Raw genomic sequence first — 20,254 nt, forward strand, 5'->3', positions numbered from 1 at the left:
CGGGCGCCCTTCCATCTGCGCGGGCAAGCCTATAGATCAAGACCAAACTGCATGGGAGACGCCAATGGCCTTCTTCACGAAGCTCAAGGACCGCTTGTTCAAATCCTCGTCCAAACTCGACGAGGGGTTGGAGGCAATCGTCAGCGATGGCGGAGAGGCGGAGGCCGAAGCGGCCCCCGTGGATGCGGTGATGGACCAGCCCGGCGCGGCCTCTGATGTGATGCCCGATAGGCAGGAGGACAGCGGCCCGAAGTTGGCGGCAGAGCGGGAGGCGGAAGAGCCGACCCCCGCGCCTGAACCCGCCCCGGAACCCGAGCCTGAGACGCTCCCAGAACCCGAGCCGCAGCCTGCTCCTGAACCGCAGCCCGAACCGTCTGAGCCCCAGCCGGACCCCACACCCGTGCAGGAACCCCCCGCCGCTGATCCTGAGCCCGCCCCGACCCCGGAGGAGGTTCCCGCGGCGACCGACCTGCGCCAAGCGATGACCCCCGTCGCCCCGGCGCTGGACGAAACCCCAGCCGAGGCCGCCGCCGCCAAACCGGGCCTTTTGGGCCGTCTCATGGGGCGCGGTGCCGCGCAGCCGGTGGTGCGTCGGACGCTGGATGACGAGATGCTTGAACAGCTCGAAGAGCTGCTGATCAGCGCCGACATGGGCGTCGACACGGCGCTGCGGGTCACCGCCAACATGGCCGAAGGGCGCTTTGGTAAAAAGCTCTCCGTGGCGGAGATCAAGCAACTGCTCGCCAGCGAAGTTAGCCGCATCATGGAGCCCGTGGCTCGGCCCCTGCCGCTCTATGCCAAGACCCCGCAAGTGGTGCTGGTGGTCGGTGTGAACGGCTCGGGCAAGACCACGACCATTGGCAAATTGGCTTCGCAATTCCGTGCTGCGGGCAAGAAGGTCGTGATCGCCGCAGGCGACACCTTCCGCGCCGCGGCGGTCGAGCAATTGCAGGTCTGGGGCGAACGCGCAGGCGTGCCCGTGCTGACCGCGCCCGAGGGCAGCGACCCGGCGAGCCTTGCCTTTGATGCCATGGGCCGCGCGCAGGAAGAGGGGGCCGATCTGCTGCTGATCGACACGGCAGGCCGTTTGCAAAACCGGGGCGACCTGATGGAGGAATTGGCCAAGATCGTCCGCGTCATCCGCAAGAAGGATGAGAGTGCGCCGCATAACACCCTATTGGTGCTGGATGCGACGACAGGGCAGAACGCGGTCAATCAGGTGAAAGTCTTTCAGGAGATCTCCGATGTCAGCGGTCTGGTGATGACCAAGCTTGACGGCACCGCCAAGGGTGGCGTGCTGGTGGCGCTGGCGGATCGCTTTGGCCTGCCCATTCATGCCGTGGGCGTGGGCGAGCAGATTGACGATCTGTCGCCCTTTGACCCGGATGAATTCGCCGCCGCCTTGGTGGGCACGGATGGCTGAGGGTACACTGGCCGCCGAAAGTGGCGGCCCTGTTCAGTCATGGGTGCCAAGCTTTCGTTCGATCCAGCGCAGAACGGTGAGAACCAGCACCACGACCCCTGCGGTCAGACAGGCCAGCAGTATTTGCCCCGCGCCGCAGGACAGGCCGATGGCCCCGGCCAGCCACATCGACGCGCCGGTGGTGATGTTGCGCACCTCGCCGTTCGAGGTAAAAATGATCCCCGCCGCGAGGAATGCGACACCTGCGGTCACCGCCTCAATGAGGCGCAATGGATCGAAGCGCATCTGGTCGCCATCGCCAAACTCCAGACTGCCGAGCTCTTGCCCGATGATGATGAAGAGACAGGCGGCGATGGCCACCATGATATGGGTCCGCAGCCCCGCAGGCTTGTCGCGCCGTTCGCGCTCATACCCGACGACACCCGCCAGAAAGGCGGCCATCAGCAGCCGCGCCGCGGCCACGGTAACCGGCACTTTCGAAAAACTGTTGGTGAGATCCGCGATCAGGCTTTCAAACATGGAATTTCCGTTGGTTATAAAGGCTTTGAAGTATAAACCTCTCGCCGCGGTGGTGGTTCCGGGATGACCGATTGGATCCCGTCGATCGAAGGTACCCCCGCGGGCCATACCGCGGCCCTGTGGCTGGCGCTTTCCGCAGCATTCCTACACGCGGTTTTCGGCGCGCTGCAAAAGGGGCGGCATGATCCGTGGCTCACGCGCGGGGCGATCGATGTCTCTTATGGCGTGATGGCGGCCCCCTTTGCGCTCTTCGTCGTGCCTTGGCCCGAACCGCATATGTGGGTGATCTTCCTCGGGGCTTTCGTGATCCATGTGATCTACAAGCTGTTGCAGGCATGGGCCTATACCAAGGGCGCCTATACGGTGGTCTACCCGGTGGTGCGCGGCACGGGGCCGCTCTTTGCCGTGGTCGGCGCATATCTGATCTTTGGTGAGCGGTTCAATGCGGTGCAATGGCTTGGCGTGGCGGTGCTGCTAAGCGGTATCTTCGGCCTTGCTCTTTATAACCTGCGCAATCTGGTCGCCGCGCGCGATACGCTGCACGCGGCGCTCGGGCTGGCGGTGCTGACGGGCTTGTTCGTGGCGCTTTACACCACATATGACGCATACGGCATCCGCGCCACGGCGGATCCCTTCACCTTCCTTGCATGGTTTTTCATGATCGACGGGTTGGTGATGCCGGTGATCGCATGGCGGCGCTGGCACGCGATGGAGAACCCGCCCGAGGTGGCGCCGCTGATGCTGCGCGGCTTTATCGGCGGGATCATCGCTTTTGCGAGCTTTGGGTCGGTCATGCTGGCCACGCGGCTCGACAAGGTGGGCGAGGCGGCGGTGCTGCGCGAGACCTCGACCGTCTTTGCCGCGCTGATCGGGGTGCTGGTGCTGAAAGAAACCGTCGGCCCGCGCCGCATCGCGCTGATGGCGCTGATCGCAGCCGGGGCGGTGATTGTTGAAATGGGCGGCTGAAGGAACAGGCATGTCAGAACCAAGAGAGATCAACCCAATGCTGCGGGCAGGCTTGGAATACGGGCCGGTCTTGGCCTTCCTCGTGGCCTATCTGTGGCTCAAGGATAACACCTACACTTTCGGCGGGACGGAGTATGACGGCTTTATCGTCGTCACCGCGATGTTTGTGCCGCTGCTGGTACTCTCGACCGGCGCGCTTTGGGCGCTGACTGGCAAGCTCAGCCGGATGCAGGCCGCCACCGTGGTGCTGGTGGTGATCTTTGGCGGGTTGTCGGTCTGGCTGAACGACGACCGCTTCTTCAAGATGAAGCCGACGCTGATCTATGTGCTTTTCGGCGGCCTTTTGGCCGTCGGCCTGCTGCGCGGGCAATCCTATCTGAAATACGTCATGGAAGAGATGATGCCCCTGCGCGATGAGGGCTGGATGCTGCTGACCAAACGGCTGATGTATTTCTTCTTTGGTCTGGCGCTGGCGAATGAGGTGATCTGGCGGTTCTTTTCGACCGATACTTGGGTCTACTTCAAAACCTTCGGTCTGACGGCGGCGATTTTCGTTTTCTTCATGGCGCAGGGCAAGCTGTTCGAAGCCTACGGCGACAAGAAAGACCAAGGCTGATCCGCTCAAATTTAACAAAGGCCCCGCGCGAAACTGTTGACCTGTAGCGTCGCGCGGCGTAATCCACCCCGCGTGGCGATTTGTTACCGGATTGTGGGCCACGTTAAACATGCCGCTAAAAGGTCAGGATGAAAGACCCCTTTCGCTTGGCCGCGTCTGGGGTTTTTTTATGCCCGCGAGGTCGGGCCGGAAGGATGAGATTGATGAGCAACGACCGTCACGCGCGCACCCAAGCGATCCACGCAGGCACCCGCCGCAGCCAATATGGCGAGGTGAGCGAAGCGATCTACCTGACCCAAGGTTTTGTCTATGACAGCGCCGAACAGGCCGAGGCGCGTTTCGAAGAGATCGGCCCGGATGAGTTCATCTATGCCCGCTACGGCAACCCCACGGTCGCCATGTTCGAGGACCGCATCGCCACTTTGGAAGGGGCCGAAGATGCCTTTGCCACCGCCAGCGGCATGGCGGCGGTCTCGGGCGCGCTGATCTCGATGCTGAAGGCGGGCGATCATGTCGTCTCGGCCCGGGCGCTATTCGGGTCTTGTATCTATGTGCTGGAAGAGATCCTTGGCCGCTACGGGGTGGAGGTTACTTTCGTCGACGGCAGCGACCTCTCCGCTTGGGAGGACGCAATCCGCGAGGACACCCGCGCGGTTTTCTTTGAATCCGTGGCCAACCCCACGCTTGAAGTGATCGACATCGAAGCCGTGGCCAAGCTTGCCCATGCCAAGGGCGCGCTGGTTGTGGTCGACAATGTCTTTGCCACGCCGGTCTTCTCGCGCGCGTTTTCGCAGGGCGCGGATGTGGTGGTCTATTCCGCGACCAAACATATCGACGGGCAAGGCCGTGCGCTTGGCGGTGTGGTGCTGGGCAGCCGCGATTTCATCCGTGGCACGCTTGAGCCTTACATGAAACACACCGGCGGCTCGATGAGCCCCTTCACGGCTTGGATCATGCTCAAAGGGTTGGAGACCATCGACCTGCGGGTGCGGGCGCAGGCGGCCAGCGCACAGGAATTGGCCGAGGCGCTGGACGGTCACGCGGCACTGGCGCGGGTGCTTTACCCGGGCCTTGCGGGCCATGCGCAGAACGCACTGGCGATGCGCCAGATGGGGGCAGGGGGCACGGTGCTGTCAATCGACCTCAAGGGCGGCAAGGCGGCGGCTTTCGCTTTCCTGAATGCGTTGCAGGTGGGGGTGATCTCAAACAACCTTGGCGACGCCAAGACCATCGTCACCCATCCGGCCACCACCACCCACCAGCGTCTGCCGCAGGACACCAAAGACCTTTTGGGCATCACCCCGGGGCTGGTGCGGATCAGCGTGGGGCTGGAATATAGCGGCGATCTCAAGGCCGATCTGCTGCAAGCCTTGGATGCGGCGGCGCAAGCCTGACCTGATGTGTCGCGGGCGCGGTGGCATTTTGGCCCCGCGCATCATACATTGAAAGCGACAGACCGGAGGGCCGCGCAATGAACATCGTGACTGAGATGTCCGAGACACCGGACCGTGAGGCGGCGCAATCCGCGCTCGCCACGCTGCGCGCTTGGGCCGAAACGGCCACCCCGGCCGAGATTGCGGCGCTGGACCCGGCCATGGCGCGGATGCTGGCCCCCGCTGAATATCCCGCCCTTAGCCGCGCCTATCCCGAAGATTTCACCGCGGGCGACAACTACCGCGCCAGCCTGCCGGATCTGCAAAACGGCCCTTCCAGCCTGATCCGCGGCGCGCAGCAGTTGATCCAGCATGTCGGCATCTCGAACTTTCGCCTGCCGATACGTTACCGCAGCCGCGAGGGCGGGGATCTGCGGCTTGAGACCTCGGTCACCGGCACGGTCTCGCTCGATGCGGAGAAGAAGGGCATCAACATGTCTCGCATCATGCGCAGCTTTTACCGCCATGCCGAAGCGACCTTTAGCTTCGAGGTGATCGAAGCGGCGCTGGATGATTACAAAGCCGATCTTGAGAGCTTGGACGCGCGAATTCAGATGCGCTTTTCCTTCCCGATGAAAATCGGCAGCCTACGCTCGGGCCTCACGGGATATCAGTATTACGACATCGCGCTGGAGTTGGTCGAACAGAACGGAGAGCGCAAGAAGATCGTGCATCTCGACTATGTCTATTCCAGCACCTGCCCCTGTTCGCTGGAACTGAGCGAACACGCGCGCCAGACCCGCGGGCAATTGGCGACGCCGCATTCGCAGCGCTCCGTCGCGCGGATATCGGTCGAGACACGGGACGAGGGCGATTGCCTGTGGTTCGAAGACCTGATCGAGATTTGCCGCCGCGCCGTGCCGACCGAGACGCAGGTCATGGTCAAACGCGAAGACGAACAGGCGTTCGCCGAGCTTAACGCCGCCAATCCGATCTTTGTCGAGGATGCCGCGCGGCTGTTTTGCGAACAGCTTTTGGCCGATGGTCGGGTGGGCGATTTCCGCATCGTCGCCAGCCATCAGGAAAGCCTGCACAGCCACGATGCGATCAGCGTGCTGACCCAAGGTGAGACCTTTGCCGCGCAGAGCATCGACCCCAAGCTTTTCAACACGCTCTTTCACGTCGGCTGACCCCGCACGGCGCGGCAATCGCGCATTGGTTGTTCGCAGCCCGCGCCGCACCCCTTTGCGGGGCATTTCGCCTGTCTTAGCGCACAATTTGCGAATGTCGCCCTGTCAGCCCTGCAAGTCCCGACCAGCGGCTATGCGAAAACGTCGGTTCTGCTGCGGCGCAGCATTGCCTATCTAACGGTCATCGAAATACTGGAAATTGCAAAGGCAATCAGATGACCTACCAGAGCACTGCTCACCCCGCCCACTCCGTCTCTCCCCTCGAAGGGCTGCGGCGCGCCGGCGCCGGTCTGCGCCGCTTTTTCGCGGGGATCGGCCATGGCATCATGATGGGCTCCACCGCCCAACGCCGTTTTGAGCAGGTCCAAGGCCTGCAAGCGAAAAGCGACGAAGAACTGGCCGCCATGGGCATCAAGCGTGACGACATCGTTCACCACGTTTTCAAAGACCTCTACTACATCTAAGACGACACGGACCGGGGCCAAATCGCGCCCCGGTCCCGTCTCGGCTTGACAGCGACGAGCGGCCAAGCCAACGCTGCGCGCATGTTGGATATACGACCTGTCGGATATGTCGTGGGCCTTTTGGTGGCCGTGCTCGGCCTTGCCATGATCGTCCCGATCTTGGTCGATCTGGCCGAAGGCCGGGGCCAATGGTGGGTCTTCGTCGAAAGCGCGCTGATCACGACGCTGGGTGGCGGTATGATCGCCCTCGCCAGCGCCAATGGAGTCCGCGAAGGGCTCACCATTCAACAGACATTCATGCTGACCACCGGCGTCTGGCTGATGCTGCCGCTGTTCGGGGCTTTGCCTTTCGTGCTGGGCGCGACCGAGGCCAGCGTGACCGACGCGATGTTCGAGGCGATGTCGGGGCTGACGACCACCGGGGCCACGGTGCTGACCGGGTTGGAAGACCTACCCAAAGGTCTGCTGATCTGGCGCGGTATTCTGCAATGGCTGGGCGGCATTGGTATCGTCGTTGTCGCCATGGTCTTCCTGCCTGAACTGCGGGTCGGTGGTATGCAGATCTTCAAATCCGAATCCTTTGACACTTTCGGGAAAATCCTGCCCCGCGCGGGGCAGATCGCAACGCAGATCTCGGTGATCTACCTCTGGCTCACGCTGGCCTGCATGCTGAGCTATCTGGCCCTTGGAATGTCTACCTTTGACGCGACGGTGCATGCGCTGACAACGGTCTCGACGGGTGGGTTTTCCAACTACGACGCCTCCTTCAGCACCTTTTCCGGCCCCGCCGAATATGTCGCCGTGATCTTCATGATCCTCTCCGCGCTGCCCTTCGTACGCTATGTGCAGCTGATCAACGGCAACCCCGTGGCCCTGCACCGCGACCCGCAGGTGCGCGGCTTTTTCATGACGATGACCTTTCTGGTGGTGATCGTCTTTTTCGTTCTGCGCAGCGGCACGACCTATGAATCCGAGCGGGTCTTGCGCGAAGCGCTGTTCAACATCACTTCGATCATCTCTGGCACCGGCTATGCCTCGGCGGACTATATGCAATGGGGCAGCTTTGCCGTGGCGCTGTTCTTTTTCATCGGCCTGATCGGCGGCTGCGCGGGCTCGACCACCTGTTCGATCAAGATCTTCCGCTATCAACTGCTCTTTGCGTCGATCCGCGCGCAGTTGCGGCGGATCCGTTCGCCCCACGGTGTCTTTACCCCGCGCTACGATGGCCGCCCGGTGGGGGCGGACGTGCTAAGCTCGGTGATGTCCTTCTTCATGTTCTTCGTCGTATCGCTTGGCCTGATCTCGGTCGCGCTGAGCCTGACGGGGTTGGATTTTGTGACCTCCGTCTCGGGGGCGGCGGCGGCGCTGGCGAACATCGGCCCGGGGTTGGGAGAGATCATCGGCCCGGCAGGGAATTTCAGCAGTCTTAATGACACGGCGAAGTGGATATTGATCATCGCCATGTGGATCGGGCGGCTGGAGCTGATGGCGGTCTACGTCATGTTCACCGCCAAGTTCTGGCGCGCTTGAAACGCGAAAGGGCGGCGCCGATGGCACCGCCCTTTGTCTTTGTCGCTTGGGGCTGAGCCCCCCGCGTTATTCCCAGCAGCTGACCAAGACGGTCATCCCCTGCGCGCGCAGGGTCAGGTCGCGCGGCGCGATCGGGCCTGTGGCCCCCTGCGCCTGTTTGCTGCCCAGCCCGGCCTCCTGCGCTGCCTTGAGGATCACATCGCCATTGAGGGCAAAGCTCACGTCTTCGGGCAGTTTGCGGTCGGCATCCGTCTGGGGCAGCAACATGCCCACGACGTGGCCATTCTCATCAAAGACCGGACCCCCGGCATCGCCAGGCTGGGCCTTGACCGAGAGGCGCTTGAGGGTCTCATCTCCGTTCAGCCCCTTGAGGTCCGACAGCGCGCCAAAGGTCAGTGTCGCGGCGCTCAGCACGCCTTCGTAGGAGTAGCCCGCGACGGAGATTTCCGATTGCAGGCGCGGGGCCGCGTTGCTGAACTCGGCCACGGCAAGCGGGGCGAGGCGGCTTTCGGGCTTGAGCAGCGCAAGGCCGCGCGCCTCATCGGTGGCGACTACCGTGGCATCGGTATCGGCGTCCAGCGTCACCCGCCCGCAAGAGGCCACGACTTCGCTGGTGGTGACCACTGCGCCATTGCCATCGATGAAAAAGCCGCTGCGGGCGATCTTGGGCTGGCGGATTTGCAGACCGGCGACCAGATCGATCGCCTGCGCGTCGCTGTTGCCTGCGGCAGCATCGAGCACGCCGGCCAGACGCGTGAGGCTTTTCGACATCTCGGCCACCACGCGGCGGCGGCGGTCTTCGTCCCCGGCGGGCCAGATCAGGGTGAAGCCCTTGATCTGACCGTTCTCCAACGAGACCTGCGTCTGGCTGATGATGCTGCCGTTCTCGCCGATCAGCTCAAAGGAATTGCGCTTGCGCTCGCGCGGGCCATCCAAGGGGACGATCTCAAGCGTTTGCATGATGTCATAAAGGCCATAGAGCGTATCTTGATTGCCCGGCTGGCTGATCAACAAGACCCGCGCGCCGATGTTGCCGCTGCTGTCGTAATGGGCAAAGGGCGGCTCGTAGCGAGCGAAGTCGACTTCGGCGGTGGGCATCATGATTTCGATCCCGGCCTTTTCGTCGCGCACCAGTTGCAAACCCAGCCCGTCGAGCACGGCGTTATACTGGCCCATCAGCGCGGCGCGCTGGCGGGTGGTCAGCACGCCGGTCTGCTCATAGCTGTTGGCCCCTTGCCACGCGCGCATGGAGGCACGGGTGCCACGGCCAAAGGCACCGTCAATCGCGGCATCGTAAAAACCCGCCCATTGCAGGGCGATTTGCAGGTCTTTGCGCTCCTGCGCCGAAAGGGCGCGTTCCGAGCGGCGCGCCTCTGCCGGGGTTTCATCCGGTTCGGGCGGGGTGGGGGCCGCTGCGGTCTCGGCCTCTGCGGCTTCGGTTTCACCCTCCGTCCCTGCGGGGTCAAGCGGGGTGGTCGTGACATCGGGGGTGCTGCTGCCTGCGGCGGCTTCCTCTGGCGCATTGCCATCCACGCCCACGGGTGCGTCGATCACGCCGGTTTCCAGAACGTTGTCGCCCACGGGCCAGAATTGCTGCTGGAACCGGCTGGATTGCTGGATGAAGCTGTCGCGCGGCACCAGACCGTCGCGCACATAGCTGCGCAGCACCAGTTCCGCATCCTCGCGCCGGTAGGGGCCCACGGCGATGCCGTACCAGCCGCCGCCCAAGGCAAAGCCATTCACGTCATCCAACAGGGTCTCATAGGCGCGCGCCCGGTCCATGGCTTCGGCCAAGGACGGCTGCGCCTCGATCTGAACCCAAACGACATCCTCTGCCGATTGCGCCCGCGCAAGGCCCGCCCAGGTCAGGCTCAGGGCCAAGAAGATCGCCACGGGGGCACGTAGAATTCGCTTCATCGTCACTCAACTCTCGCAAAACCAAATCCGAGCCAGATTACGCCGGAAAGCGGCGCGAATGCCATGCAAAAGGGGGCGAAATTCTGATAAAGCTGTGATTGACCCCCATGGTTTGCAGACGTAGGAAAGGCGCGCATCATTAAGGGGCAATCACCATGTCTGACGCAGCGCAGAAACCACGCTCTTTCCAAGAGATCATCCTTGCTTTGCAGAGCTATTGGGCGCGGCAGGGCTGCGCGGTGCTGCAACCCTACGACATGGAAGTGGGCGCGGGCACCTTTCACCCGGCCACCACGCTGCGCAGTCTTGGCACCCAGCCTTGGGCCGCAGCCTATGTCCAGCCCTCGCGCCGCCCCACGGATGGGCGCTATGGTGAGAACCCGAACCGTTTGCAGCATTACTACCAGTATCAGGTGCTGATCAAACCCAGCCCGCCGAACCTGCAGGAGCTGTACCTCGGCTCGCTCGAAGCCATCGGCATCGATATGGCGCTACACGACATCCGCTTTGTCGAAGACGATTGGGAAAGCCCGACGCTCGGCGCTTGGGGCCTGGGTTGGGAAGTCTGGTGCGACGGCATGGAAGTGTCGCAGTTTACCTATTTCCAGCAGGTCGGCGGCCATGACTGCCACCCCGTCTCGGGCGAGCTGACCTACGGGCTGGAGCGTTTGGCGATGTATGTGCTGGGCGTCGACCACGTCATGGACATGCCCTTCAACAGCCCCGACGCGCCGATCCCGCTGACCTATGGCGATGTGTTCAAGCAGACCGAAGAGGAATTCGCGCGCTGGAACTTCGACACGGCCAACACCGAGGTGCTGCTCGATCAGTTCAACGAGGCCGAGGCGCATTGCAAATTCATCCTCGAACAGCCCGCCGAAGACCCCAAAACCGGCAAGCGCATCGTCATGGCCCATCCGGCCTATGACCAGTGTATCAAGGCGAGCCATATCTTTAACCTGCTCGACGCCCGCGGCGTGATCTCGGTCACCGAGCGGCAGGCCTATATCGGGCGGGTGCGGGCGCTGGCCAAGCAATGCGCGGATGCCTTCGTGCAGACCCGCGCGGGCGGCTGGACGCCCGAGGCGGACAGCGCGGCATGAGCGGGAAGATTGTTGGCATCGTGATCCTTCTTTCAGCAGCGATCGCCGGTGCGGCGCTCTATTACCTTCAGATCTACGGCTTTTACCACGATGTGTCCGAGGCCAAGGTTGAACTCGTCTCTCTGACGACGGAGGAGGCGGAGGAGATCGCGGCGGAGAACCTACAGGCCATCGATGCCGACAGTTCGCCGATCCGGTTCCGCGCGTGTTTTGAGCATGACATGAGCCTCGCCATGGCGACCGAGACCTATGAGATGACCGACCATACCGATCCGCGCAACGCGCCGGGCTGGTTCGATTGTTTCGACGCCCCCGCTATCGCGGCTGAAATCGAGGCGGGCAGCGCGCTGACCTTCCTCGGCGGCAAGAACGTGCACTACGGCGTCGACCGGATCGTGGCGCTGACCGACGACGGGCGCGGCTATATCTGGCATGAGCTGAACGACTGCGGTGAGAAGTCCTATGACGGCACCGTGGTGGGCGAGGCCTGCCCGGAACGCCCCGCCGACTGATCTTGTCACCGCACGCGGCCCCTTTCGGCGGAACTTTTTGGCGCTGCTGAACGCTTGTCCCCACATAGAACGGGGGCGAAAATGTCAGAGAAAACACATGAGGGGCTGAAATGGGTGATGCGCGCAGGCTATGGCGCGCGCGGGGTGATCTATACGATCATCGGCGCGCTGGCGCTTCTGGCCGCGCTCAAAAGCACCCAAGCCTCGGGGACGAAAGACGCGCTCGCGGCGCTGCGGGATGAGCCCTATGGCATCCCCGCGCTCTTTGCCATCGGCATCGGGCTGCTTGCCTATCTGGTCTGGCGTGTGGCTGCGGGCGTGAAGGATGTCGAAGACCACGGGACCGACGCCAAGGGGCTGGTCGCGCGGCTGGGGCAGATCACGACCGGGCTGATCCACGGCGGTATCGGCGTCTCGGTTCTCGCTCTGGCGCTGAGCGGCAAGAACTCCGGCGGCAGTTCCGCGCAGGACTGGACGCAAAAGCTGATGGCCATGCCCGCCGGGCGCTATATCGTGGCCGCGGGGGCGCTGATCCTGCTGGGCGCGGGGATTTACTATGCCTACAAAGGGCTGAGTGGTAAGTATAAGGGCCATCTGGCGCGCACCCATTTCACCGAAAGCATCGACCCCATCGTGAAGATCGGCCTTGTCATCTATGGCGGCATTCTCGCGCTCGTCGCCTTTTCGCTGGGCTATGCGGCGCTGACGGCCAATCCCGAACAAGCGGGCGGTCTGGGTGAGGCGCTGCAAGACCTGCGCGGCATGGCCTTTGGGCGCTTCCTTTTGGGCGCTTCCTTTTGGGCGGGGCCGGGCTGGGGCTGATCGGTTTCGCGGTCTATAACTTCGTCGAGGCGGGCTACCGCGTGGTGCCAAAATTCTCCGACCCGGATATCCGCACCTTGTTGGATTAAACGCGGGGCGGGGGGCTAGACCCTCCGCCTAGCACTCGTTATCCAAGCCCCCGATGAGACGCCGCCGTCGCGGCAAGAATTGGGGGCCGCCCGTGCCAGATCTGCTGATTGAACTTTTTTCCGAAGAAATTCCCGCGCGGATGCAGAAACGCGCGGGCGAAGACCTGCAAAAGCTGGTGACCAACGGTTTGGTCGAGGCCGGTCTGACCTATGGCTCCGCTGCCGTCTTCACCACCCCGCGCCGCATCACGCTGGCGCTTGGCGACATGCTCGCCGCCAGCCCCCGGCAGGTGGAAGAGCGCAAGGGCCCCAAGGCCGACGCGCCCGAGAAAGCCATCGAAGGTTTCCTCCGCGGCGCGGGTCTGACCCGCGACCAGCTTGAGGAGCGCGACACACCCAAGGGCAAGGTGCTCTTCGCCAAGATCGAGAAGCCGGGCCGCCCCGCCGCCGAGATCGTGGCCGAGGTGCTGGAACAGACCATCCGCAACTTCCCTTGGCCCAAGTCCATGCGGTGGGGCAGTGGTAGCCTGAAATGGGTCCGCCCGCTGCATTCCATCCTCTGCGTGATCAGCGACGAGGCCGGGGCCGAGGTGGTGCCGCTAACCATCGACGGGATCACCGCGGGCAATACCACGCGCGGGCACCGTTTCCTCGCCCCCGACGAGATCGAAGTCGCGGGTTTCGAGGATTATCAGGACAAGCTCAGCCGCGCCTTCGTCGTGCTCGACCCCGCCGCGCGCGCCGACACGATCTGGCATGACGCCACCAATCTCGCCTTCGCCGCCGGGCTCGAAGTCGTTGAGGACGCAGGGCTTCTGGCCGAGGTCGCGGGACTGGTCGAATACCCCGTCGTGCTGATGGGCCGCATCGGTGAGGATTTCCTCGGCCTGCCGCCGGAAGTGCTGCAAACCTCGATGAAAGAGCATCAGAAGTTCTTCTCGGTCCGCAATCCGAAGTCGGGGCAGATCGAGCGGTTCATCACCGTCGCCAACCGTACCACCGCCGACGAGGGCGCCACGATCCTCGCCGGGAACGAAAAGGTGCTGGGCGCGCGGCTGTCGGATGCCAAGTTCTTCTGGGACAACGACCTGCGCACCGTGACCACTGGCGCGGGCATGGAGACATGGGTCAAGGCGTTGGAGAACGTGACCTTCCACAACAAACTCGGCACGCAGGCCGAATTGATTGACCGCATGGCGACCCTGTCGCGCGAACTCGCCCCGCTGGTTGGCGCCGACGTTGACGAGGCCGAGAAGGCTGCTCGCGTCGCCAAGGCCGACCTCAGCTCCGAGATGGTCTACGAATTCCCCGAGTTGCAGGGTCTGATGGGCAGCTACTACGCGCGAAAGGCGGGGATGTCGGATGCCGTGGCCGATGCCGCGAAGGATCACTACGCGCCGTTGGGGCCGTCCGACGACGTGCCGACCGTGCCGGTCTCCATCGCCGTGGCGCTGGCTGAGAAGATCGACAAGCTCACCGGCTTCTGGGCCGTCAACGAGAAGCCGACCGGTAGCAAGGACCCCTTTGCGCTGCGCCGTGCGGCCTTGGGCGTGATCCGGATTTTGGTGGAGAATGACCTACATCTTTCCTTGTCGGAAACTTTGCAGACGCACCGCGCCACCATTGAAGCTGATGCCGTCGCGACGGTTCAAGAAGACGGGCGTGTTATTGGAACAGGACGAGCCGAGGATATTCGAGGCGAGTTTGATCTCAACGAACTCGCTGAAGCGGGTCGGACTCGTGTAACGATCCATGAGTGGCACTTTAACAGCGAATTGCAGAGCGATCTCCTCTCCTTCATCCACGACCGCCTAAAAGTCTACCTGCGCGACCAAGGCATCCGCCACGACGTCATCGACGCCTGCATCGCCATGGACGGCAGCGACGATCTCACCCTGCTGGTCAAACGCGCCCGTGCCCTGTCGGAAACGCTCAAAACCGACGATGGCGAAAACCTGATTCAAGGCTTCAAACGCGCCAACAACATTCTTAGCCAAGCCGAAGAGGCCGACGGCGTGGAATACTCCTTTGGCGCCGATCCGAAGTTTGCCGAGACGGAGGCCGAGAAAGACCTCTTCGCCGCGCTCGACAAAGCCGAGGCCAAGATCACCCCGGCGATGGCGGCGCAGGATTTCTCGACCGCGATGGCGGCCATGGCAGAATTGCGCGGGCCGATCGACGCCTTCTTTGAGGCGGTGCAGGTCAACGCCGAGAACCCCACGGTGCGGCGTAACCGTCTTAATCTGCTAAGCCGCATCCGCACGATCTGTAGCGCCGTGGCGGACTTGACCAAACTGGACGGCTGACTCCAGAGGGGGCGAGATCCCTTGCCCCTTCTGCCTCAACCCCTATGCTGCACCGGAACGATTAAGGTGCCGCAGTGCAGAACGATCCCCATACCACGCTGGTGACTCCCACCGCGCCGATTGCCAATACCACCCACGGCGGGCGGGCTAAATGTTTGCAACGTCTCGTGCGGCTCGACCTGCCGGTGCCGCGCACCATCGCGCTGTCCTTCGACGCGGTGCAGCAGATCGCGCGGGGGCAGATGCCCGACGTGCAGGCGGTGGTCGATCAATTTCCCAAGGGTGCGCTGCTTTGCGTGCGGCCCTCCAGCCAAGACCCCGATTGGGGCGGGCCGGGGGCGGTGTTGAACATCGGGATCAACGATGCGCTCTTTGAAAGCTACGCGGGCACGATTGGCGAAGGGCCAGCGGCGGCGCTTTATTCGCGTTTCGTGCAGTCCTACGCGGTCAATGTGGCCCGTCTCGACCCGGATATGTTCGACGATGTGAACGGCGATGGCCGCGCGGCGTTGATGGAATCCCTGCGTGCCTATGAGGCCGAGACCGAAGAGCGTTTCCCCCAAGACCCGGCAACGCAACTGGCCGCCGTGCTGCGCTCCATGGCGCGGGCGTGGAACGGCACCTCGGCGCGGCTGTTGCGGCAGGCCAAGGGCGCGCCTGCGGATGCGGGGCTGGGGCTAGTGGTGCAAGAGATGGCCTTTGGCGTGGGGCAGGGGCAATGCGGCTCGGGCGTGTTGCAACTGGTCGACAGTGACACCGGCCTGCCGCAGATCACCGGGCGGTATCTGAGCCAGAGCCAAGGCCGCGACGCGCTCGAAGGCGATGCGGCGGCGATGTATCTCACCCGCGATCCGCGCGGGCCATCGCTTGAAGAATTGGTGCCCGAAGCCTTTGCGGAGTTGAAGGATCACGCAGCACTGATGCGCAAGAGGCTGCGGGCCGAGATGCAGGTCGAGTTTGTAATCGATCAGGGCAAGCTGCATATCTTGGACGGTGTCAAGGTCGCGCGATCCTCTCGGGCTGCCGTGCGCATTGCCGTGGCGCTGGCCGATGAGGGGATCATCAGCCGCGAGGAAGCGCTCATGCGGGTGCAGCCGCGCACGCTGTCGGAACTGCTGCACCGCCAAGTTGACCCAAGCGCCAAGCGGGACGTGATCGGGCGCGGCATCGCCGCCAGCCCCGGCGCGGCCACCGGGCGGATCGTCTTTTCCGCCAGCGACGCGCAGGCCAGTGCCGCGCGCGGGGAGCCTTGCATCCTCGTCCGGCGTGAGACGTCGCCCGAGGATATTCGCGGCATGCATGCCGCCGCCGCCGTGCTGACTGAACGCGGCGGCATCACCAGCCACGCGGCGGTGATCGGGCGCGGCATGGGGCTGCCTTGCGTGGTCGGTGCCTCGAACATGCGCTTTGTGCTGACCCAACGGCAGATCATCGCCCCCGACGGGCGGGTCTTTGTCGAAGGCGATCAAGTTACCGTCGATGGCTCCACCGGGCAGGTGCTGGCGGGGGCGGCCAAGATGCAGGAGGCCGCGCTCGACGATACCTTTAACCGGCTGATGGGCTGGGCCGAGGATGTGGCCGATATCGGCATCCGCGCCAATGCCGACACGCCGACCGATGCGCAGACCGCGCGAAACTTCAATGCCCATGGCATCGGCCTGTGCCGGACCGAGCATATGTTCTTCGAGCCGGGCCGCCTCACCGTGATGCGCGAGATGATCTTTGCCGAAAGCGGCGAAGACCGCCGCGCCGTGCTCGAACGCCTGCTGCCCATGCAGCGCGAGGATTTCACCCAGCTGTTCCGCATCATGCAGGGCCAGCCGGTCTGCATCCGCCTGTTCGACCCGCCGTTGCACGAATTCCTGCCCTCCGACAAAGCCGGGCAGCGCGAATTGGCCGAGGCGCTTGGCCTGCAAATGTCCGACGTGACGCGCCGCGTGGCGGCGATGACGGAGTATAACCCGATGCTGGGTCTGCGCGGTGTGCGGCTGGGGGTCACGGTGCCTGAGATCTATGAGATGCAGGCCCGCGCGATTTTCGAGGCCACCATTGAAGCCAGCCGCGATGGCGAGCCGGTGGTGCCCGAGATCATGATCCCGCTGGTCAGCGCCCGGCGCGAGGTGGAATTGGTCAAAGCCAGCGTCGATGCCGTGGCCGCCGCCGTGCGTAGTGAGCGTGACGCGAGCTTTACCTACCGCCTTGGCGTCATGGTGGAGACCCCGCGCGCCTGTCTGCGCGCTGATGATATCGCGCCGCATTGCGCCTTCCTCAGCTTCGGGACCAACGACCTGACGCAGATGACCTACGGCCTCTCGCGCGATGACGCGGGCCGCTTCATGTCGAACTACGTCCAACAGGGGGTCTATCCAGAGGATCCCTTCCATGTGCTCGACACCGATGGGGTGGGCGAATTGCTGCAACTTGGCGCGGAGCGGGGGCGCAAAGCGCAGCCCGGAATCACGCTTTCCATCTGTGGGGAGCATGGCGGCAACCCCGAATCCATCGCCTTTTGCCGCGAATCGGGGTTCGATTATGTTTCCTGTTCGCCATTTCGCGTGCCAGTTGCACGTTTGGCCGCAGCCCAGCTCGCCATTGCCCACAAGATCGGGTAGGGGCGGCGGGCTCCAGCCCAACTTATACCATAATTCGGCGAGTTTCTGCACATAACGTCTGGTTGGGTTTACCGCCGGGAACCTTTTGGCTATCCGCCCCGCAGCCCTAACAATGATGCGAGGCGCATAATGCGTTTTATCCGGTCGATCTCTTTTGCTCTTTCCATGGCGCTGTGCAGCAGCCCGCTGGCGGTTCAGGCCAGCTCTGAAAGTGCGAGCGATCTTGCGCAGATTGAAATTCAAGGTCTGAAGTCCGCCGGTGCGGCGCGGCTTCAGGAGATGGTCGCACAGCCCGTGTCGGCCAGCGAGACAGATGTGAAATTCTCCACGGCGTGGATCGACAGCCAGCCCAAGGCCGAAGGCAACGCTGAGTTGCAGTGCCTTGCCGAAGCGCTCTATTTCGAGGCGCGCGGTGAGACGGTCAAGGGCCAGTTCGCCGTGGCCGAAGTGATCATGAACCGGGTGAAATCCGCCCGTTTCCCCGGCACGCTTTGCGGCGTGATCAACCAAGGGACCGGGCGCAAGTATCAGTGCCAGTTCACCTACACCTGTGACGGCCACAAAGAGGTCATCAATGAGCCGCGCGCTTTTGCCCGTGTCTCGAAAGTCGCGCGTGCGATCATCGACGGCAGCGCGCCGAAGCTGACCAATGGCGCGACCCACTATCACACCACTGCCGTGAACCCCAATTGGGCGCGGGTCTATACCAAGACCGCGCGGATCGGGCAGCACCTCTTCTATCGCCACACATGGAAGACCGCCTCGAACTGAGGGGCGGGATGTGCCTTCGGGTGCTGGCCTGCCGCCGGTGGGCCTGCTAAATGTGCATCGAAGCGCCCCCCGGTGGGGCCATTACCCTGATCCGATAGGCGCTGCCGATGTCCGACGACGAAATTCGACTTGCCTTTGCCCACCCTTCCGAGCGGGCAGAGACGATGGCCGGCCCCGATCCGCGTGATCGTATCTCGCTCCGCGATCATATCGTCGAGGTTGAGATCGGTGCCTTTCAGGCCGAGCGGGACGTCACCCAGCGGGTCTGTTTCAACGTGGTGGTCGAGGTGGCCCCCCTGACGGGTGTGGTGGACGACGATGTCGACCGTATCCTGTCCTACGACCGCGTGACCGAAGCCATCGCCGCCGAGCTTGCCGCCGAACGGCTCAACCTTTTGGAAACGCTGGCCGAACGGGTGGCCGACCGTATCCTGATCGAGCCGCAAGCGATGCGGGTTTTCGTGCGTATCGAAAAGCTCGACCGGGGCCCCGGTGCCCTTGGGGTCGAAATCGTGCGCGCGCGGGAGGAGGCGGCAGCGCAGGACGCGGCCCAAGAGGCCCCGCAGCCGCGCGTGGTCTATCTCTCCAACGCGGCGATTTCCTCGACGCGTTTGCCGGAATGGCTGGATCAATTGGAAGCGGCGACGGAGCCGGTGATCCTCTGCGTTGGCCCCTCGGACATTGCCGTCCCACAGGCCGAGGATGAGAAAGCGCAGCGCCACATCGACCTTTTGGCGATCGAACAGAACGCTTGGATGCTTTCAACCCGCGATCCGCGGGGCGCGGTGGTCGGCAGCCGGACGGAGTTAGACTGGGCGATGAAAAACGGCCAGATCAGCATCTGGGCACCTGCGCGGATCGTGCTCGACGCAGTGGACGGCCCCACGGCCCCGCCAAGCGCGGCACCCGCCTTGGCCGCATGGTTCGCCGAGAGTTCATCGGCCTCCGAATTGGTGCTGATCGGCGCAGACCAGCCCGAGGGCACGGCGCTGCCTATGCGCCTGCTTGACGTCGACAGCGCGGAGATCGTTTGATGACCGAGTACCATCGCCCCTTGGTTCAGATCGGCCCCGCGCGGCCCGAAGCTGCGCTGACCCTCGCGGGCGGTTGGGGCTGGTTCACCCATGTTGAAGTCCTGTCGCGGGGGCAGACGCCGCGCGTGATCCCGGCAGATGCGCTCCCCTCCGCCGCGCGCGATGCCCTCAACGCGCCGCGCCCGGCCATCGCGGGGTTAAGTTTCGACCGCCCCCGCGTGATGGGCATCCTCAACGCCACGCCTGACAGTTTCTCAGACGGGGGCCGCCATGCCGATCCGCAGGTCGCGGTCGCGGCGGGGGCAGCGATGCGGGCAGCGGGAGTCGATATGCTCGACATCGGCGGGGAATCCACCCGCCCGGGCGCGGAGACCGTGCGGGAAGACGAAGAAATCGCGCGTGTCCGGCCGGTGATCGAAGGGCTGCGGGCCGCCGGGGAAGGGGCGATCAGCATCGACACCCGCAAGGCCGCCGTGGCCGAAGCCGCCGTGGCGGCGGGGGCGGATCTGGTCAATGACGTGGCAGGGCTGACCTTTGACCCGGCGCTTGCGCCCTTCTGCGCGGCGCGGGGGCTGCCGGTCTGTGTGATGCATGCCCAAGGCGACCCGGCCACGATGCAGCGCGACCCGCGCTATGATGACGTGCTGCTCGACGTCTATGACTACTTGGCCGAACGCATCGCGGCGCTTGAGGCGCAGGGCATCCCGCGCGCGAATATCATCGCCGATCCGGGCATTGGCTTTGGCAAGACGTTGGAACACAACCTTGCGCTGCTCGCGCGGCTCAGCCTGTTCCACAGCCTCGGAGTGCCGATCTTGCTCGGCGCGTCGCGTAAACGTTTCATCGGCACGATCGGCGGCGGCGCGGCGGGGGAAGATCGTGCGCCCGGCTCCATCGCGGTGGCCCTGGCGGCACTGAACCACGGGGCCCAAGTCTTGCGCGTGCACGATGTGGCGCAAACCATTCAATCCATTTTACTTTATCGTTCGGCACTGGCAGGAAAATAG

18 protein-coding genes and 1 riboswitch are annotated in these 20,254 nt (G+C 63.8%); of the genes, 16 read left to right on the forward strand and 2 right to left on the reverse strand.

What is annotated here, in order from left to right; all coding sequences use genetic code 11:
- Positions 1–64 precede the first annotated feature (64 nt).
- Positions 65–1,423: a signal recognition particle-docking protein FtsY gene (gene ftsY / locus ACGYLQ_RS04225; protein WP_394440646.1), complete on the forward strand. Its 1,359-nt coding sequence runs from the start codon at positions 65–67 to the stop codon at positions 1,421–1,423.
- A 33-nt stretch (positions 1,424–1,456) separates the two neighbouring features.
- On the opposite strand, the gene ACGYLQ_RS04230 is transcribed toward ftsY, so the two are convergent.
- On the reverse strand, positions 1,457–1,942 hold the full coding sequence (locus tag ACGYLQ_RS04230; RefSeq protein WP_394440647.1) for an MgtC/SapB family protein: 486 nt from the start codon (positions 1,940–1,942) through the stop codon (positions 1,457–1,459).
- A 63-nt stretch (positions 1,943–2,005) separates the two neighbouring features.
- Here ACGYLQ_RS04230 and ACGYLQ_RS04235 point away from each other — a divergent pair, with 63 nt between their 5' ends.
- The 6 genes from ACGYLQ_RS04235 (at position 2,006) to ACGYLQ_RS04260 (ending at position 8,081) form a co-directional block, all read left to right on the forward strand.
- Positions 2,006–2,908 carry a DMT family transporter gene (locus ACGYLQ_RS04235; RefSeq protein ID WP_394440649.1) on the forward strand — a complete coding sequence of 301 codons (903 nt, stop codon included), beginning with the start codon at positions 2,006–2,008 and terminating at the stop codon, positions 2,906–2,908.
- 10 nt (positions 2,909–2,918) lie between these two features.
- On the forward strand, positions 2,919–3,524 hold the full coding sequence (locus ACGYLQ_RS04240; protein WP_394440651.1) for an inner membrane-spanning protein YciB: 606 nt from the start codon (positions 2,919–2,921) through the stop codon (positions 3,522–3,524).
- Positions 3,525–3,586: 62 nt separating this feature from the next.
- A riboswitch (SAM riboswitch) is annotated at positions 3,587–3,663 on the forward strand.
- Between the two features lie 64 nt (positions 3,664–3,727).
- The gene (metZ, locus tag ACGYLQ_RS04245) at positions 3,728–4,918 is read left to right on the forward strand and encodes an O-succinylhomoserine sulfhydrylase (RefSeq protein ID WP_394440653.1); all 1,191 of its coding nucleotides are present in this window, start codon (positions 3,728–3,730) and stop codon (positions 4,916–4,918) included.
- Positions 4,919–4,995: 77 nt separating this feature from the next.
- Complete coding sequence (gene folE2, locus ACGYLQ_RS04250; protein WP_271693344.1) at positions 4,996–6,087, forward strand: GTP cyclohydrolase FolE2; 1,092 nt, start codon at positions 4,996–4,998, stop codon at positions 6,085–6,087.
- A 215-nt stretch (positions 6,088–6,302) separates the two neighbouring features.
- Positions 6,303–6,551 (forward strand): hypothetical protein, encoded by a 249-nt coding sequence (locus tag ACGYLQ_RS04255; RefSeq protein ID WP_067262845.1) that lies wholly within the window; start codon positions 6,303–6,305, stop codon positions 6,549–6,551.
- A gap of 81 nt (positions 6,552–6,632) precedes the next feature.
- Complete coding sequence (locus ACGYLQ_RS04260; RefSeq protein WP_394440655.1) at positions 6,633–8,081, forward strand: TrkH family potassium uptake protein; 1,449 nt, start codon at positions 6,633–6,635, stop codon at positions 8,079–8,081.
- A gap of 66 nt (positions 8,082–8,147) precedes the next feature.
- On the opposite strand, the gene ACGYLQ_RS04265 is transcribed toward ACGYLQ_RS04260, so the two are convergent.
- Positions 8,148–9,998 (reverse strand): serine protease, encoded by a 1,851-nt coding sequence (locus tag ACGYLQ_RS04265; RefSeq protein ID WP_394440657.1) that lies wholly within the window; start codon positions 9,996–9,998, stop codon positions 8,148–8,150.
- Positions 9,999–10,153: 155 nt separating this feature from the next.
- Between ACGYLQ_RS04265 and ACGYLQ_RS04270 the strand changes: the two genes are divergently transcribed.
- From ACGYLQ_RS04270 to folP, 9 genes are all read left to right on the forward strand, one after another.
- Positions 10,154–11,101, forward strand: coding sequence for a glycine--tRNA ligase subunit alpha (locus ACGYLQ_RS04270; protein WP_209217886.1), 948 nt, complete (start codon positions 10,154–10,156; stop codon positions 11,099–11,101).
- Positions 11,098–11,613 (forward strand): DUF6446 family protein, encoded by a 516-nt coding sequence (locus ACGYLQ_RS04275; protein WP_394440659.1) that lies wholly within the window; start codon positions 11,098–11,100, stop codon positions 11,611–11,613. Before ACGYLQ_RS04270 ends, ACGYLQ_RS04275 begins: the two co-directional genes overlap by 4 nt.
- An 81-nt stretch (positions 11,614–11,694) precedes the next feature.
- The gene (locus ACGYLQ_RS04280; RefSeq protein ID WP_394440661.1) at positions 11,695–12,435 is read left to right on the forward strand and encodes a DUF1206 domain-containing protein; all 741 of its coding nucleotides are present in this window, start codon (positions 11,695–11,697) and stop codon (positions 12,433–12,435) included.
- On the forward strand, positions 12,411–12,524 hold the full coding sequence (locus ACGYLQ_RS04285) for a hypothetical protein (protein WP_394440663.1): 114 nt from the start codon (positions 12,411–12,413) through the stop codon (positions 12,522–12,524). The genes ACGYLQ_RS04280 and ACGYLQ_RS04285 overlap by 25 nt, the downstream gene beginning before the upstream one ends.
- Positions 12,525–12,616: 92 nt before the next feature.
- Positions 12,617–14,830 (forward strand): glycine--tRNA ligase subunit beta, encoded by a 2,214-nt coding sequence (glyS, locus tag ACGYLQ_RS04290; protein WP_394440665.1) that lies wholly within the window; start codon positions 12,617–12,619, stop codon positions 14,828–14,830.
- A gap of 74 nt (positions 14,831–14,904) precedes the next feature.
- Positions 14,905–17,442: a pyruvate, phosphate dikinase gene (ppdK, locus tag ACGYLQ_RS04295; protein WP_394440667.1), complete on the forward strand. Its 2,538-nt coding sequence runs from the start codon at positions 14,905–14,907 to the stop codon at positions 17,440–17,442.
- Positions 17,443–17,571: 129 nt separating this feature from the next.
- Positions 17,572–18,213 carry a cell wall hydrolase gene (locus ACGYLQ_RS04300; RefSeq protein WP_067262593.1) on the forward strand — a complete coding sequence of 214 codons (642 nt, stop codon included), beginning with the start codon at positions 17,572–17,574 and terminating at the stop codon, positions 18,211–18,213.
- A gap of 107 nt (positions 18,214–18,320) precedes the next feature.
- Complete coding sequence (locus ACGYLQ_RS04305; protein ID WP_394440668.1) at positions 18,321–19,247, forward strand: dihydroneopterin aldolase; 927 nt, start codon at positions 18,321–18,323, stop codon at positions 19,245–19,247.
- Positions 19,247–20,254, forward strand: a complete 1,008-nt coding sequence (gene folP, locus ACGYLQ_RS04310; RefSeq protein WP_394440670.1) for a dihydropteroate synthase — start codon at positions 19,247–19,249, stop codon at positions 20,252–20,254. The genes ACGYLQ_RS04305 and folP overlap by 1 nt, the downstream gene beginning before the upstream one ends.

This window comes from Sulfitobacter sp. 1A12779, assembly GCF_043557315.1.
In the GTDB taxonomy this organism is placed as follows: domain Bacteria; phylum Pseudomonadota; class Alphaproteobacteria; order Rhodobacterales; family Rhodobacteraceae; genus Sulfitobacter; species Sulfitobacter faviae.